The organism is Mucilaginibacter flavus (assembly GCF_030409315.1).
GTDB classification, from domain to species: Bacteria; Bacteroidota; Bacteroidia; order Sphingobacteriales; family Sphingobacteriaceae; genus Mucilaginibacter; species Mucilaginibacter flavus.
In genome coordinates this window covers 53,328-67,004 of the sequence record NZ_JAUFPS010000006.1, presented here as the reverse complement: position 1 = coordinate 67,004, position 13,677 = coordinate 53,328, and the positions used below count along the sequence as shown (strand labels likewise).

16 protein-coding genes are annotated in these 13,677 nt (G+C 41.6%); 13 read left to right on the top strand and 3 right to left on the bottom strand.

Annotated elements, in window-relative coordinates:
* Positions 1–6: 6 nt before the first annotated feature.
* A complete protein-coding gene (locus QWZ17_RS01765; RefSeq protein WP_290303185.1) occupies positions 7–423 on the bottom strand; it encodes a 6-pyruvoyl trahydropterin synthase family protein in 417 nt (138 codons plus the stop codon).
* A gap of 95 nt (positions 424–518) precedes the next feature.
* Here QWZ17_RS01765 and mqnB point away from each other — a divergent pair, with 95 nt between their 5' ends.
* The 5 genes from mqnB (at position 519) to QWZ17_RS01740 (ending at position 4,818) form a co-directional block, all read left to right on the top strand.
* A complete protein-coding gene (gene mqnB, locus QWZ17_RS01760) occupies positions 519–1,139 on the top strand; it encodes a futalosine hydrolase (RefSeq protein WP_290303137.1) in 621 nt (206 codons plus the stop codon).
* A 77-nt stretch (positions 1,140–1,216) separates the two neighbouring features.
* Complete coding sequence (locus QWZ17_RS01755; RefSeq protein ID WP_290303136.1) at positions 1,217–2,074, top strand: menaquinone biosynthesis family protein; 858 nt, start codon at positions 1,217–1,219, stop codon at positions 2,072–2,074.
* Positions 2,075–2,529: 455 nt separating this feature from the next.
* Entirely contained in the window at positions 2,530–2,769 is a 240-nt protein-coding gene (locus QWZ17_RS01750; RefSeq protein WP_290303135.1) for a helix-turn-helix domain-containing protein, read from the top strand.
* Positions 2,770–2,824: 55 nt separating this feature from the next.
* Complete coding sequence (locus tag QWZ17_RS01745; protein ID WP_290303134.1) at positions 2,825–3,472, top strand: HD domain-containing protein; 648 nt, start codon at positions 2,825–2,827, stop codon at positions 3,470–3,472.
* A gap of 35 nt (positions 3,473–3,507) precedes the next feature.
* A complete protein-coding gene (locus QWZ17_RS01740; protein ID WP_290303133.1) occupies positions 3,508–4,818 on the top strand; it encodes a carbohydrate porin in 1,311 nt (436 codons plus the stop codon).
* Here the strand turns inward: QWZ17_RS01740 and QWZ17_RS01735 are convergent.
* Together QWZ17_RS01735 and QWZ17_RS01730 are read right to left on the bottom strand one after the other, a co-directional pair.
* Positions 4,815–5,468 (bottom strand): hypothetical protein, encoded by a 654-nt coding sequence (locus QWZ17_RS01735; RefSeq protein WP_290303132.1) that lies wholly within the window; start codon positions 5,466–5,468, stop codon positions 4,815–4,817. The genes QWZ17_RS01740 and QWZ17_RS01735 overlap by 4 nt on opposite strands.
* 12 nt (positions 5,469–5,480) lie before the next feature.
* Positions 5,481–6,365, bottom strand: a complete 885-nt coding sequence (locus QWZ17_RS01730) for a UbiA family prenyltransferase (RefSeq protein ID WP_290303131.1) — start codon at positions 6,363–6,365, stop codon at positions 5,481–5,483.
* Between the two features lie 136 nt (positions 6,366–6,501).
* Between QWZ17_RS01730 and QWZ17_RS01725 the strand changes: the two genes are divergently transcribed.
* The 8 genes from QWZ17_RS01725 (at position 6,502) to QWZ17_RS01690 (ending at position 13,645) form a co-directional block, all read left to right on the top strand.
* On the top strand, positions 6,502–7,032 hold the full coding sequence (locus QWZ17_RS01725) for a YceI family protein (RefSeq protein ID WP_290303130.1): 531 nt from the start codon (positions 6,502–6,504) through the stop codon (positions 7,030–7,032).
* A gap of 72 nt (positions 7,033–7,104) precedes the next feature.
* Positions 7,105–8,214, top strand: a complete 1,110-nt coding sequence (locus QWZ17_RS01720; RefSeq protein WP_290303129.1) for a type III polyketide synthase — start codon at positions 7,105–7,107, stop codon at positions 8,212–8,214.
* A 6-nt stretch (positions 8,215–8,220) separates the two neighbouring features.
* The gene (locus QWZ17_RS01715; protein ID WP_290303128.1) at positions 8,221–9,345 is read left to right on the top strand and encodes an NAD(P)/FAD-dependent oxidoreductase; all 1,125 of its coding nucleotides are present in this window, start codon (positions 8,221–8,223) and stop codon (positions 9,343–9,345) included.
* 18 nt (positions 9,346–9,363) lie between these two features.
* Positions 9,364–10,062: a methyltransferase domain-containing protein gene (locus tag QWZ17_RS01710; RefSeq protein ID WP_290303127.1), complete on the top strand. Its 699-nt coding sequence runs from the start codon at positions 9,364–9,366 to the stop codon at positions 10,060–10,062.
* Positions 10,063–10,072: 10 nt separating this feature from the next.
* A complete protein-coding gene (locus QWZ17_RS01705) occupies positions 10,073–11,137 on the top strand; it encodes a sensor histidine kinase (protein WP_290303126.1) in 1,065 nt (354 codons plus the stop codon).
* A 47-nt stretch (positions 11,138–11,184) separates the two neighbouring features.
* On the top strand, positions 11,185–11,835 hold the full coding sequence (locus tag QWZ17_RS01700) for a DUF47 domain-containing protein (RefSeq protein WP_290303125.1): 651 nt from the start codon (positions 11,185–11,187) through the stop codon (positions 11,833–11,835).
* A gap of 20 nt (positions 11,836–11,855) precedes the next feature.
* Entirely contained in the window at positions 11,856–12,866 is a 1,011-nt protein-coding gene (locus QWZ17_RS01695) for an inorganic phosphate transporter (RefSeq protein ID WP_290303124.1), read from the top strand.
* Positions 12,867–12,907: 41 nt separating this feature from the next.
* Positions 12,908–13,645 (top strand): DUF4197 domain-containing protein, encoded by a 738-nt coding sequence (locus QWZ17_RS01690; protein ID WP_290303123.1) that lies wholly within the window; start codon positions 12,908–12,910, stop codon positions 13,643–13,645.
* Positions 13,646–13,677: the final 32 nt, after the last annotated feature.

Sequence of the window (13,677 nt, the reverse complement as noted above, 5' to 3'; positions counted from 1 at the left end):
TATCAGTTATCCGCCAAAATACTCGGCCGAATTATTTTCAGTTTCATATAATTTAACCGAGTGTAAAAACACACCCTCATAAGCTTCAATAGGCGTTTTTAGCTGGTTAAAAATTTCAATGCAAAGCAACTCTGTCGATGCCATTTTACCTGCCATAAAATCAACATCCTTGTTAATGTTTTTATGATCAAGCTTTTCAATAACATATTCGTTTATGATCACCTTTAATTCTTTCAGGTCTATCAAATAACCGGTAGCATGCGTAACTTCGCCCTTAACCGTTACAAACAAATTGTAGTTATGACCATGCCAGTTAGGGTTGGCACATTTGCCAAACACCTCATTGTTTTTTTCAGCGCTCCATTCCTCACGGTACATCCTGTGAGCGGCATTAAAATGTTCCTTGCGCGTTATATGTATCATCATAATAAATAGTGGGTGCAAATATACAAAACAAAAGCAGGCAGGTTGTTTTATATTAGTAGTCAAAAAATCATAATAAAATTTATAAAAGCAAGATGCTCATATTAGTAGTTGCCGCCACTGCCCCCGAGATTGAGCCACTAACCAGGCACTTTGGCAATAAAATAGATGTATTGATAACCGGGGCAGGTATGGTACCTACAGCCTTTAAACTGGGGCAACAACTTACCTTGCGCAAATACGACCTGGTTATTAACCTGGGCATAGCAGGAAGTTTTGACAGGAACATCGAACCCGGATATGTATTAGAGATTACCGAAGATACCTTTTCTGAAACCGGAGCCCAGGACGATGAGCAATTTATACCCATTACTACGCTCGGCTTTGGCGAAAACACCTTTAAACCCAGTACTACACTTGAAGAGGTTGAGGGTAATTTTTACTTGAAAAAGGCCCGTGCCATTACGGTGAATACGGTGCACGGCCATGAAGCCTCTATAAAAAAAGTTCAGGACAGGTTAAACCCACAATTAGAAAGCATGGAGGGCGCGGCATTCTTTTACGCCTGCCAGCAGGTTAACGCGAAATGCATGCAAATCAGGGCAGTGTCAAATTATGTAGAAAAACGTAACCGGGCAAGCTGGCAGATAGGCCTCGCCATAAAAAATCTGAATACATTTGCCATTGATCTGATCGATGCGATCATTAATCTATAGGCTATACGTTTAACGTGTTACGTTATACGTAAAGCCTCAAAAACGTATAACGTAACACGTACAACTTACAACGTAAAATGAAACTAACACTTGGCTTCTCGCCCTGCCCTAACGATACTTTTATTTTTGACGCCCTTATTCATCATAAAATTGATACCGAAGGACTGGAGTTTGAGGTGTTTTATGACGATGTGGAAACCCTTAACCAAAAGGCTTTCCGTGGCGAACTGGATGTTACCAAATTAAGCTACCATGCTTTTGCCTATGTGGCAGATAGATATGTTCTGTTAGATTCGGGCAGTGCCCTGGGTTTTGGTGTTGGCCCGATGTTGATTTGTAAAAATGACCCCGAAAAACTGCTCTCGCAACTCGAAACCGGCAACTCGAACCTCAAAATAGGCATCCCCGGAAAATACACCACTGCAAATTTCCTGTTGGGAAACGCCTTTCCAAATGCGACTAATAAGGTTGAACTGGTGTTTTCAGATATTGAAAACGCGGTGTTAGAAGGCAGGGTTGATATCGGCCTGATCATTCATGAAAACCGCTTTACTTACCAGGATAAAGGTTTAAAAAAAATCATCGACCTGGGCGATCATTGGGAAAAACAAACCGGCTGCGCTATCCCGTTGGGCGGCATAGTAGCAAATCGTAATTTACCGTTGGATGTTCAGCGTAAACTGAACCGGGTATTGCGTAAGTCTGTTGAGTTTGCTTTTGCCAACCCCAAATCGGGTCTCGATTTCATCCGCTCACATGCGCAAGAGATGAGCGAGGAAGTGATGTATAAACATATTGAGCTTTATGTAAATAAATATTCGGTAGAATTAGGAGAAGAGGGCAGAAAAGCGATAAAACTGCTTTTTGATACTGCTTTGAAAAATAATTTTATCCCGGCAATACAAGAGGAGTTATTTTTAAACGAAATAGAATAGCCGGCCAGCAAGAGTTTTCATTTTCGTTTAAAGGAGAGAAAATAAACAGAAAGAGCCGCCACATTGCCCTAATTTAAATCTTACCCTGCTTAAAAAACTTTAGCAGCATGATGGATTTATAGCTTGTTAAAAAAAAATTACGCGACGCGGGCCACCAAAAGCAGGCGTTTTTTTAATGCCCCAACTATATTTTTATTTTCTACGATTTATTCACCATCGTTAACTGTTCAGAAAATAAAGCCCATCTCCCTGCATGTCGCGAAAATACGCAATTAACCTTTAGTTTAAATTTGTGTTTTATCCCTGCACTTAAATTGAACTAAAGCGATTTATTTTACACTGTCTGCGCATCAAATACCATGACTATCAGAAAAAAATTTTCAAAAAAATAAAAAAAATTAAAATCCGGGCTCTGCTAAATCTCGTTTATATCAGATAGTTAAAATAATAATTGCATGAAAGAGACGCTGAATTACAAGATTAAAGCAATTGCAGCCAACATCAGGAATACCCGCGAACAATTGAATTATACCCAGGAATATCTTGCGGCAAAATTGAATATTTCGCAAAACGCGTACAGCAAAATAGAACTGGGTTATACTAAGATAACTGTTGAGCGGCTTTTTCAAATATCTGGCATTCTTGAGGTAGACGTGCATGAACTTATCAGTACAGAAAAAATAGCCGCTGCTTAATAATTTACAATTATTCCCGTAGTTTCTGCCGGGGCAATAATATCTTTGCACCCGGATGGAAACAGCAACGCTTATACAAAACACTGTACAATTTGTACGCGATACCCTTAAGGATGCTGAAGGTGGCCACGACTGGTGGCATATTCACCGTGTTTGGACCAACGCCAAATTGATAGCACAAACAGAGGAAGCCGATCTGCTTACTGTTGAACTTGCCGCACTTCTTCATGATATTGCCGATGCCAAATTCCACAATGGTGATGAGGAAATTGGTCCCGCCACAGCTGCTAAATACCTGCGCAGTGTAGGTGTTGATGAAGCGGTGATTGAGCATGTGCAACAGATTATCAGGCACATGTCGTTCAAAGCAAGTTTTGATAAAGTTGTATTCCATTCGCCAGAGTTGGCTATAGTACAGGATGCCGATAGATTAGACGCTATTGGTGCCATTGGTGTAGCCCGCGCGTTTAGTTACGGAGGTTTTAAAGGCCGGGAAATTTATAACCCAGAGGTAGAACCCAATTTAAATATGAGCAAAGAGGAGTATAAAAACTCCCCGGCGCCTACAATTAATCATTTTTACGAAAAACTATTACTGCTTAAAGATAGGATGAATACCGCTACCGGACGTAAACTGGCCCAACAGCGCCACGCGTTTATGGAAACCTACCTGCAACAATTTTACCTGGAGTGCAAACCATAGCTACACATGGCGGTTAGCATTGCAGCCTTATGTTTATGAAAAAAACTTTACTATCTATATCCATCCTGTTTGCAACGGTTTTTACGGCCAAAGCACAAGATACCCTAAAGCAACAACGCTTCAACTTCCATTTTCAGCAAACTATTATTACCCAGTACAAGCCATCTTTTGGAGCCGATTACACGGGCGATAACAGTTTACTTACCAAATCTGAAACGCAAAGTTCTGTTACCGCTACCTTTTTTGGCGCGGCGCGGCTTTGGAAAGGAGCATCGGCCTATTTTAACCCCGAACTTTCGGGCGGATCGGGCTTAAGCAAAACTTTGGGCGTTGCCGGCTTTCCAAATGGTGAAACGTTTAGGGTTGGCAGCGCCGAACCTAAAATTTATATCGCCAGGTTATATTTTACCCAAAACTTTGAATGGGGTAAGGATAAAGATACCCTTGAGGATGCCAACAACCAGTTGGCTGGTTTAAAAAGCAAACGATACTTCCAGGTAACAGTTGGTAAGTTTGGCATGGCCGATTTTTATGACGGTAACGAATTTAGTCACGACCCGCGCAGCCAGTTTATGAACTGGGCGCTGATGGATAACGGTGCCTGGGATTACCCCGCCAACACCCGCGGTTATGTGATGGGCATACACACCGAGTTAGGGCAACCTAACTGGACGCTGAGGTTTGCCTTCACCATGTCGACAACTACAGCTAACGGTGCCATATGGGATGCAAAAATAGGCAAGGCTAATACCCAAACGCTGGAGTACGAACGCCGTTATACGCTTAATGGCAACAAAGGAACAGTGAGGTTATTAGGTTTCAGAAATAATGGTAAAATGGGGGTATATAATACGGCCCTGGCACTTAACCCCGTAAACCCGGTGGTTGATACCAACCTTACCTACGGCAAACATAAATATGGCTTTGGCATCAGTGCCGACCAATACCTCACTAAAGATTTTGGCGTGTTTGCCAAACTAAGCTATAACGACGGCCATACCGAAACCTGGTATTTTACCGAGATTGATCGTTCGCTAAGTTTTGGCGGCGTGCTTAAAGGCAATTCATGGAGACGAGGAGATGATGAGCTTGGCCTGGCGTTCATCGCCAATGGATTGTCAACCCTGCACAAAAACTATCTTGCCGCCGGTGGTTATGGCTTTATTATTGGAGATGGCAAACTGAACTACGGCCACGAAATGATTGCCGAGTTATATTACAAGATCAATGCCTATCAAAAGAAGTTCTGGCTTACACCCGATTACCAGTTTATCTTAAATCCGGCCTATAATAAAGATCGCGGTCCGGTTAATGTGTTTTCTATGCGGGCACATATTGAGTTTTAGTTGATCCGGGAGAGTAATTTTTGTTTTGCCAATGTATTGGTTAACGAGTTTAAGATAATTTGCAACCGTTTAGTTTTTGTATTGATATTGTATTCGTAATTAATATTCGGTTTAAGACCAGAAAAATCGACCGTCTTTTCAAAATTATAATCGTCCAAATATTTTTCAATAATTTGCTCTCTCTTCACTATCGTAATATCTTGTCTATATGAATGATCGATTAATGAGGAGTAAGTCTTTTTTTCACCGTTTTCAACTACTGTATATTGAAGCTGTTTAATGGTTTCATTTGCTATGGCGTCACTGTTTTTTGAGTAAAACCGCCACAAGCTATCGGCGGTAATTGTGACTGTTGTGTAATCAAAACAATTGTCTTTGGCTGTAAAGTAAGTTAATCCTTCATGTTTCCAGAATAATCGCGCGTTTATGTAATATCCCTCATAAGCACATCGGTCACGCTTGTTTTTCCATAAAACCTCGCAACCAATACAATAACTTTTATAAACAATTATGGTATCAATACCGGTTTTTCTAAGGGAATCTACTTGTGTTTTTATCCTGGCATTAAGTTGACTATCTGAGTTTTGAGCAAATAATGATTGGGTAGTTATGGCAAGTAATAATGTAATCAGAATAAAAAGTTTTCTCATCAGAAACATAATTTATCTTAATATCGCCAGCACCCCAAAGTAAACCAGCATACATCCCGAACTTAAAAAATTCATCCGCATGGCATTTTTAAAATTGGCGTTTGTGGTTGATCGACCTACTTTATAAAACCAATAGTTAAAGTAAAGGAAGATCGGCAATGCGCAAGCCAGAAAAAAGTACAGATTGCTTAGTTTCCCCAAAGAATGCCAATAATAAGTGGAGCAGGCAATGCCCGTAGCAAACATCGCCCCCGAGAATATAAACGAACCTTTATAACCTAATAAAATACTGATGGTAATATCCCCCCGGCGACTATCTTCCTCATGCTGATAAACCTGCGTGAGCGGGTATGATGCCCCAATGAGGCACGAGCAAATAGCTCCAGCGATGATAAACCCCGTATCCCAATGCCTGAACAAACTTAAGCCGCTCAAAGCCGAATAGGTGGTATAATAAATAAAGCATCCCTGGAAAATAAACACCGTTAAAAAGCTAATGATCGGATACTTTTTTAACCGGGTATCCGGATGGCTGTACAGTTTTGACATCACACCGTAAATGAGCACCGCAAAGGCGAACTCCCAGTTAATTAAAAAGCCTAACCCAAATGCTAATGCCTCCAACAGGATTGAAAAATAATACAAACTGATATCAACTACCGGTGGTTTTTCAAGCAGGCCGATGCTTTCTTCATCCTTATCAAAATAGCTGTTGTAGCCGTTGCTTGCCGGGAAAGCTAATAAATGCCATATAAAAAAGATGAGCAAAGCTTTACCGGGATTTACGGTGGGCGACTGACTAAAGGCAAATAAATATACCGGCAGTAAAAAAACAGAAAACACAAAACGCATATGTGCCCAGGCCGAGCGGGTAGGAATAATCTGTTTTAATTTCATTTAGGATAATTAAACTATAAAGGCAACCATGAGTCTTTAGTAGAACGTTATAAACATACAATGGGTTGCTTAGTTCACTAATGTAAAAATTAGTAGCGTATAAATTGTTATGTTTGAAAGCAACGTTTTTTATATCATGATTAAAAGAATTTATACCATTGCCGTTTTAGCTTTTTTAGCTGTTAACACATTTGCGCAAACCAAAGTGACCAAAAGCGCGGTTACTTTTAAAATTAAAAACCTTGGCTTCAACGTTGGGGGAACTTTCACAGGTTTTAATGCTGATATTAAGTTTACCCCCGCCAACCTGGCTACAAGCACTATTGAGGCCTCGGTGGCAGCTAACACCGTAAATACCGATAGTGAGGGCCGCGATAATCATTTAAAAAGCGATGATTATTTTGATGTGGCTAAGTACCCTAAAATTACGGTAAAATCGGTTTCATTTAAACATAAGAGTGGAAACAACTATACGGGCAGTTTTAACGTAACTATTAAAGACAAAACAAAGTTGATTGAAATACCTTTTACGTATGTTGAAAGTGGCAGCACCGCAACATTTAAAGGCGATTTCCAGGTTTTGAGGACGGATTTTGGCATCGGCAGTAAAAATATAATTTTATCAAACGAGGCCAACGTGAGTATCGAAGCCGAGATCAGCAAGTAAAAACCGGTATTTGATTGTTGCAAATACTTTGCTTTAGGCTTTGGGCCTTAAGCTTTAAGCATAAGTATAAAAATGGAGAGTTGCATTAGTGCCATCGGGATTGCAAATCCCCATAACCGTATTGCCCAGCAGGATATTTACCATTTTATGGTAGATGCTTTTGGGTTGGATAAAACCAATGCAGCCCGCCTTAAAACCATTTACGATAATTCAGGCATCGATCACCGGTATTCGGTGATCCCCGATTTTGGCGAAAGCGATCCATCGAAATATAGTTTCTTCGATCCATCGGGTAGTTTCGATCCATTCCCTGATACTCAAAAGCGGCTCAAGTTGTATGAGAGTGAAGCTATCGCGATAGCGATTAACGCCGTAAATAATTGTTTAAGCGGCTTTGAAACCGGCATATTACAACAGATCACCCATTTGGTAACCATCAGCTGCACCGGCATGCATGCGCCGGGAATTGATATTGAACTGGTGGAGCGGCTTAATTTGAATCGCGATACTGAACGCACCTGTATTAACTTTATGGGTTGCTACGGGGCTATAAACGGCCTTAAAGTGGCCGATTATATTTGCCGTGCTAATCCCGAAGCCAAGGTGCTGGTGGTAAGCGTTGAACTTTGTACCCTGCATTTTCAAAAAGACAATACGCTGGATAACTGGGTGGCCAATTCCCTGTTTTCTGACGGGGCCGCTGCCGTATTGGTCGAAAATACCTCACAACGCATAAGCACCGGAACATACTTAGCTTTAAAAAACTTCTACTCGGAATTTGTGAGCGAAGCCCGCGATGACATGGGCTGGTATGTGGGCAATACCGGTTTTGAAATGAAGCTTACTTCACGCGTATCAAAACAGATCAAAAAAAATATAAAGGCGTTAACCGGTCGTTTTTTGCAAAAGGCAAAATTAGATGCGGGAGAAATTACAGCCTATGCGGTTCACCCCGGCGGTCGCAAAATATTGGAAGCTGTTGAGCAGGCTTTGGAACTACCCGAAGAAAGTAATGCTTTTGCGTACGAAACCTTGCAGCAATACGGCAATATGTCATCGGCTACCATACTTTTTGTGTTGCAAAAAATATTGAAGGCGCAAAATTTAAAAGATCAAAAGATTATGAGTTTCGCGTTTGGTCCGGGTTTAACGGTAGAGGGTATGATCCTTGAAATGCATTGACCGGCTATGAACGATGTAATCATAGTTGGCGGCGGCCTTGCGGGATTATTCAACGCCATACTGCTTAACCGGGCCGGATTAAAAGTTACCCTTATCGAAAAAAAAACATACCCCATGCACCGGGTATGTGGCGAGTACATCAGTAACGAGGTTATTCCCTTCCTCAGTAAATTAGATATCGATCTTGAGCAATTAAACGTCGCCCGTATAAACCGGGTAGAGGTAACCGCGGCATCGGGCACTAAATTCACCCAAAAGCTTGATCTGGGCGGTTTTGGTTTAAGCCGTTATACGTTTGATAACTTCCTGTATCATAAAGCCAAAATAGAGGGTGTAAACTTTATGACCGGCACAAGGGTGGAGGATATCCGTTTTGTGACCGATCATTTTGAAGTGCCTACGCCAACCGAGGTTTTAACTGCGCCCCTGGTCATTGGCTCTTTCGGCAAACGCTCCAACCTCGATCAAAAACTAAAACGGCCATTCTTTTACAAGCGCAGCCCTTACCTGGCTGTAAAGTTTCACGTACGGATGGATTTTCCTACCGATCTTATCCAGCTTAATAATTATAAAGATGGCTATTGTGGCGTAAGCAAAACCGATGGCGACAGGTATTGCATGTGCTATATGGCCCACCGCGATGATCTGCGCAAGTATGGCTCACTGCAAAACCTGGAAGAAAACATCATTCGCAAGAATCCTTACCTCAACGATATTTTTACTAATGCCGAATTTCTGTTAGATAAGCCCGAGGTGATCAACGAAATCTCTTTTGAGAAGAAGGCCCCTGTAGACAATCATATTTTTATGAGCGGCGATACTGCCGGTATGATAGCCCCCCTTTGCGGTAACGGCATGACCATGGCTATCCACTCGGCCAAAATCCTTTCAGAAAAAATTATCAGTCATTATAAGCCCGGCAATTTTACAGCAAGCAACCGCGCGAACCTTGAAGCCGACTATACTCAAAGCTGGAACCAACAATTTGCCCAGCGTTTATGGGTAGGGCGGCAATTGCAGCGTTTGTTTGGCAACAACAATACCACGGCGTTAACGCTGCACCTGTTAAACGGGCTGCCCCCAGTATCCCGATATTTAATCAGTAAAACCCATGGCAAACCTTTTGCCTGATTGGGGCGTATTTCAATTATGCCGAATTTAACTACCCGCGTTTTCGACGCCGAGATTATGGACGATTTTACGCTGCCCGATGCCGAAATAGCGCCCGTACTGGAAGGCCTTGGCAAAGTAAATTCCTGGTTTGGCGGCCATAAAAACCTGGTGAACGATCTTAAAAAGTTCCCGGTAAAAAACGGATACACAGTTAGTGATTGGGGCTGTGGCGGCGGCGATTCTTTAATAGCCATAGCCAAATGGGCCTCGCAAAACCAAATGGAGCTACAGCTTAACGGGGTCGACGCGGCGCCGGCTGCTGTTAAATTCGCCCGACAAGCATCTGAAGGGTTTAGCAATATCAGTTATATACAAGCCGATGTAATTAACGAGGTTGGTAAAGTCCCGGAACACGATATCATCATCAGCAGTTTATTTACCCATCATTTTGATGATGAAAATTGGATAAGGCTTATTCAAAACATGTACAGCAAGGCTCGCAAGGGAATCATCATTACCGATTTGCACCGGCACTGGGTATTGTACTACGCTGTTATTTTTATTACGCATGTTTTAACCCGCAATAAAATGGTGCGGGTTGATGGTCCTTTATCAGTAAAGCGCAGCTTTAAAAGAGCAGAGTTGTTAACCTTACTTAAAAAAGCACAAATTGATAACTTTAATTTAACATGGAACTGGCCATTCCGGTGGACTTTAGTGATCTATAAATCGTAGCTTTACGATTATGAATTTGCGTGTTTTGGTTTTAACCACTGCTTTGGGTGTAGCTGTAACCCTATCGGCAGTAAACTTTTACTTTCAGCATAAATGGTACGATGTAATGATTACGTTTACGGCAACCCTCGCTGTAAGCTACTTCGTATTTTATTACCTCATCGAAAAATACATTTACTCGCGCATAAAGCTTATTTATAAACTAATCCACAACCTTAAGTTGGGACGTGATTTACGCGATGCCCTTGGCGAGCACATTAGTGCTAACCCTATTGATGATGTGGAGCAGGAAGTAAAAGAATGGGCCAAGCAAAAAAAATCGGAGATTGATGATCTTAAAAAGCAGGAAAAATTCCGCAGGGACTTTTTATCAAACATCTCGCACGAATTTAAAACGCCGCTTTTCGCTATCCAGGGGTACATAGAGGCCCTGCAGGACGATGATTTTGAAGACCGCGAAATGGCCAGGCAGTTTTTAGAGAAAGCTTCAAAAAATGTGGATCGATTAAGCTACCTGATTAAGGACCTGGATGAGATCTCGAAATTAGAATCGGGCGAGATACCTATCAATTACACCAAATTTAAGATTAATGACCTCATCAAAGAGGTATTTGAATCGTTAGAGATTAAAGGTAAGCAGTACAAGATCAAGCTTATTTTTAAGCAGAAATACGATGAAAGTATTGTTGTTTATGCCGATAGGGAGAAAATACGCCAGGTATTGGTAAACCTGATAGATAACTCATTTAAATACGGTAAAGAAGAAGGCAACACTTCATTAAGCCTTTTTGTACTTGACGACCAGGTTTTGGTTGAGGTCACCGATGATGGTATTGGCATTGAAGAAAAATTTCTGCCACGTTTGTTTGAGCGTTTTTACCGTACCGATAGCAGCCGTTCAAGGCAAATCGGCGGCTCGGGTTTGGGGTTGGCTATTGTAAAACACATTATTGAAGCCCACCAGCAAACCATTAATGTACGTAGTACCGAGGGATTGGGATCAACTTTCGGATTTACTTTGCAAAAAGCAAAACAAAATTTACCTTTCCCCAATATACCAGTGTTAAAAAGTTAACATTAATTTAACATAGCAACCGTACCTTTACACCAATTTTAAGCAACATGTCATTAAACAGCATTTTTCAATACTTTGTACCTAAGGACAAAAAGATTTTTTTTCCTTTATTTGAACAGGCAGCAAGCAATGTGGTAACTATGGGTACTGTATTGGTTGAAGCAGTAAACTCCAATAACGAGGCTACCCGCGAGGAGTTGTTCAAACAAATTGATAAGCTGGAAAATAAAGGCGATGAACTTACCCACCAGATTTACCTTGAACTGGGCAAAAACTTCATTACGCCCTTTGATCGCGAAGATATACACGCTTTAGCTACCGCTATTGATGATGTTGCCGATTATATACAAGGTGCAGCAAACCGCATGAGCCTATATAAAATTGATGATTTTAATGAGCACATCCGCAAGCTATCTGACCTGATATTGCAGGCCAGCGTTGATTTGGAGAAGGCTGTACGCGAGTTAAAAGATTTGCGCAACGTGCGTAACATTGCTGATTCATGCATCAGGATTAACAGTGTTGAAAACCAGGCCGACTATGTATTTGATCGTGCCGTTGCCGATTTGTTCCTGTATGAGAAAGACGCTATCCGCCTGATTAAATATAAAGAGATCCTTGCTGCCCTTGAAACAGCTACAGATATGTGCGAAGACGCGGCTAATGTAATGGAATCAATATTAGTTAAAAACGCTTAAGCATACCTAATCATCACTAAATGGTTACCTCCCTACTTGTTGTTATTGTTTTACTTGCGCTGATATTTGATTATACCAATGGTTTTCATGATGCTGCAAACTCTATTGCAACCATCGTATCAACAAAAGTATTAACGCCTTTCCAGGCTGTGCTTATGGCAGCCGTATTTAACTTTGCCGCTTATTTCTTTATTAAGGACCATAAAGTAGCCAACACCGTTTCTAAAATTGTATTGGAGCATTACGTTACACTGCATGTTATATTGGCCGGCCTGGTTGCCGCCATCAGCTGGAATTTAATTACCTGGTGGTTTGGTATCCCTTCAAGCTCGTCACACACCCTTATTGGCGGTTTTGCTGGTGCCGGGATGACAAATGCCTTATATATGGGTGCAAATGCCCTGCACGCTATTCAAATGCAATACGTGCTTACCATTATAGCTTACATTGTATTAGCACCTTTTATAGGTTTGGTGATTGCTTACATTGTAACCATTTTAATATTAAATATCTGCAAAAGAGCCAGGCCGGCAACTGCCGAGCGTTGGTTTAAAAGATTACAATTGGTATCGGCCGCTGCACTAAGTTTCGCCCACGGTGGTAACGATGCTCAAAAAGTAATGGGTATTTTATACGTAACCCTGATAGCCGGAAAAGTAATTCACGCGGGTGCGGCCATGCCAGATTGGATTCCCTTGGCTTGCTACACCGCTATAGCCGCCGGCACCATGAGTGGTGGTTGGAAAATTGTTAAAACCATGGGTTCAAAAATTACCAAGGTAACGCCGTTGGAAGGTGTAAGTGCCGAAACCGCAGGTGCGATAACCCTTTTTATAACCGAGCGTTTTGGTATCCCGGTATCTACTACACATACTATTACAGGTTCAATTATTGGTGTTGGTTTAACTAAACGTGTATCGGCAGTGCGCTGGGGCGTAACCATTAACCTGGTTTGGGCCTGGATCATCACTATCCCTATTTCTGCATTAATAGCCGCCGGCGTATTTGCCTTGTTGAAAGTGTTGGGATAATTTCCTGATAGTTGACGGCATTTTTGCTAATTTTAACCACTATGAGAGCAAGAATATTATCACTAACAGCGCTGTTGGTATTTATAACACTAACCAGCTGCGATACTTTAAACCAGGTAACCAACGCTGCAAGCGCAACAAGTGCACAAAAAACGCCAACTACGTTTGAAATAGGCAACGGTCTGAAACAAGCACTGGAAATAGGCACCGGCAAAAGTTCAGATAAATTATCGGCTGTTGATGGTTTCCTTAAAAATGCCGAAGTTAAAATCCTATTTCCACCCGAAGCACAAAAGGCCGAGCGGACACTTAGAGATATTGGTTTAGGTAGCCTTTGCGATAACGTAATTACTTCCCTTAACCATGCCGCCGAAGACGCCGCGGTAAAAGCAAAACCCATATTTATTGGCGCCATTAAACAAATGACCTTACAGGATGTAACCAACATTTTGTTAGGCAGCCAGGACGCCGCAACCCAATATTTTAAAAGAACCACTACTATACAATTGGCAAGCCAGTTTAGGCCGGTTATCCAAACAAGCTTAAACAAGGTTGGTGCTACTAAGTACTATACCGATGCAGCTCAGGCCTACAATAAAGTACCCTTTGTATCAAAAATCAATCCTGATATTACCGACTACGTAACTCAAAAAGCCATCGACGGTTTATTTGTGGAAATAGCCAAAGAAGAATTAAACATCCGCCAGAATTTAGGCGCACGTACTACGCCGCTGTTACAAAAAGTATTCTCATTTGCGGATAAGCAGATGAAGAAGTAGTAGAGGAAGCCCCCCTGCCCCCTAAAGGGGGA

Coding starts and splice junctions, on each gene's coding strand:
- QWZ17_RS01765 (WP_290303185.1), bottom strand. CDS start 423: ATGATACATATAACGCGCAAGGAACATTTTAATGCCGCTCACAGGATG.
- mqnB (WP_290303137.1), top strand. CDS start 519: ATGCTCATATTAGTAGTTGCCGCCACTGCCCCCGAGATTGAGCCACTA.
- QWZ17_RS01755 (WP_290303136.1), top strand. CDS start 1,217: ATGAAACTAACACTTGGCTTCTCGCCCTGCCCTAACGATACTTTTATT.
- QWZ17_RS01750 (WP_290303135.1), top strand. CDS start 2,530: ATGAAAGAGACGCTGAATTACAAGATTAAAGCAATTGCAGCCAACATC.
- QWZ17_RS01745 (WP_290303134.1), top strand. CDS start 2,825: ATGGAAACAGCAACGCTTATACAAAACACTGTACAATTTGTACGCGAT.
- QWZ17_RS01740 (WP_290303133.1), top strand. CDS start 3,508: ATGAAAAAAACTTTACTATCTATATCCATCCTGTTTGCAACGGTTTTT.
- QWZ17_RS01735 (WP_290303132.1), bottom strand. CDS start 5,468: ATGAGAAAACTTTTTATTCTGATTACATTATTACTTGCCATAACTACC.
- QWZ17_RS01730 (WP_290303131.1), bottom strand. CDS start 6,365: ATGAAATTAAAACAGATTATTCCTACCCGCTCGGCCTGGGCACATATG.
- QWZ17_RS01725 (WP_290303130.1), top strand. CDS start 6,502: ATGATTAAAAGAATTTATACCATTGCCGTTTTAGCTTTTTTAGCTGTT.
- QWZ17_RS01720 (WP_290303129.1), top strand. CDS start 7,105: ATGGAGAGTTGCATTAGTGCCATCGGGATTGCAAATCCCCATAACCGT.
- QWZ17_RS01715 (WP_290303128.1), top strand. CDS start 8,221: ATGAACGATGTAATCATAGTTGGCGGCGGCCTTGCGGGATTATTCAAC.
- QWZ17_RS01710 (WP_290303127.1), top strand. CDS start 9,364: ATGCCGAATTTAACTACCCGCGTTTTCGACGCCGAGATTATGGACGAT.
- QWZ17_RS01705 (WP_290303126.1), top strand. CDS start 10,073: ATGAATTTGCGTGTTTTGGTTTTAACCACTGCTTTGGGTGTAGCTGTA.
- QWZ17_RS01700 (WP_290303125.1), top strand. CDS start 11,185: ATGTCATTAAACAGCATTTTTCAATACTTTGTACCTAAGGACAAAAAG.
- QWZ17_RS01695 (WP_290303124.1), top strand. CDS start 11,856: ATGGTTACCTCCCTACTTGTTGTTATTGTTTTACTTGCGCTGATATTT.
- QWZ17_RS01690 (WP_290303123.1), top strand. CDS start 12,908: ATGAGAGCAAGAATATTATCACTAACAGCGCTGTTGGTATTTATAACA.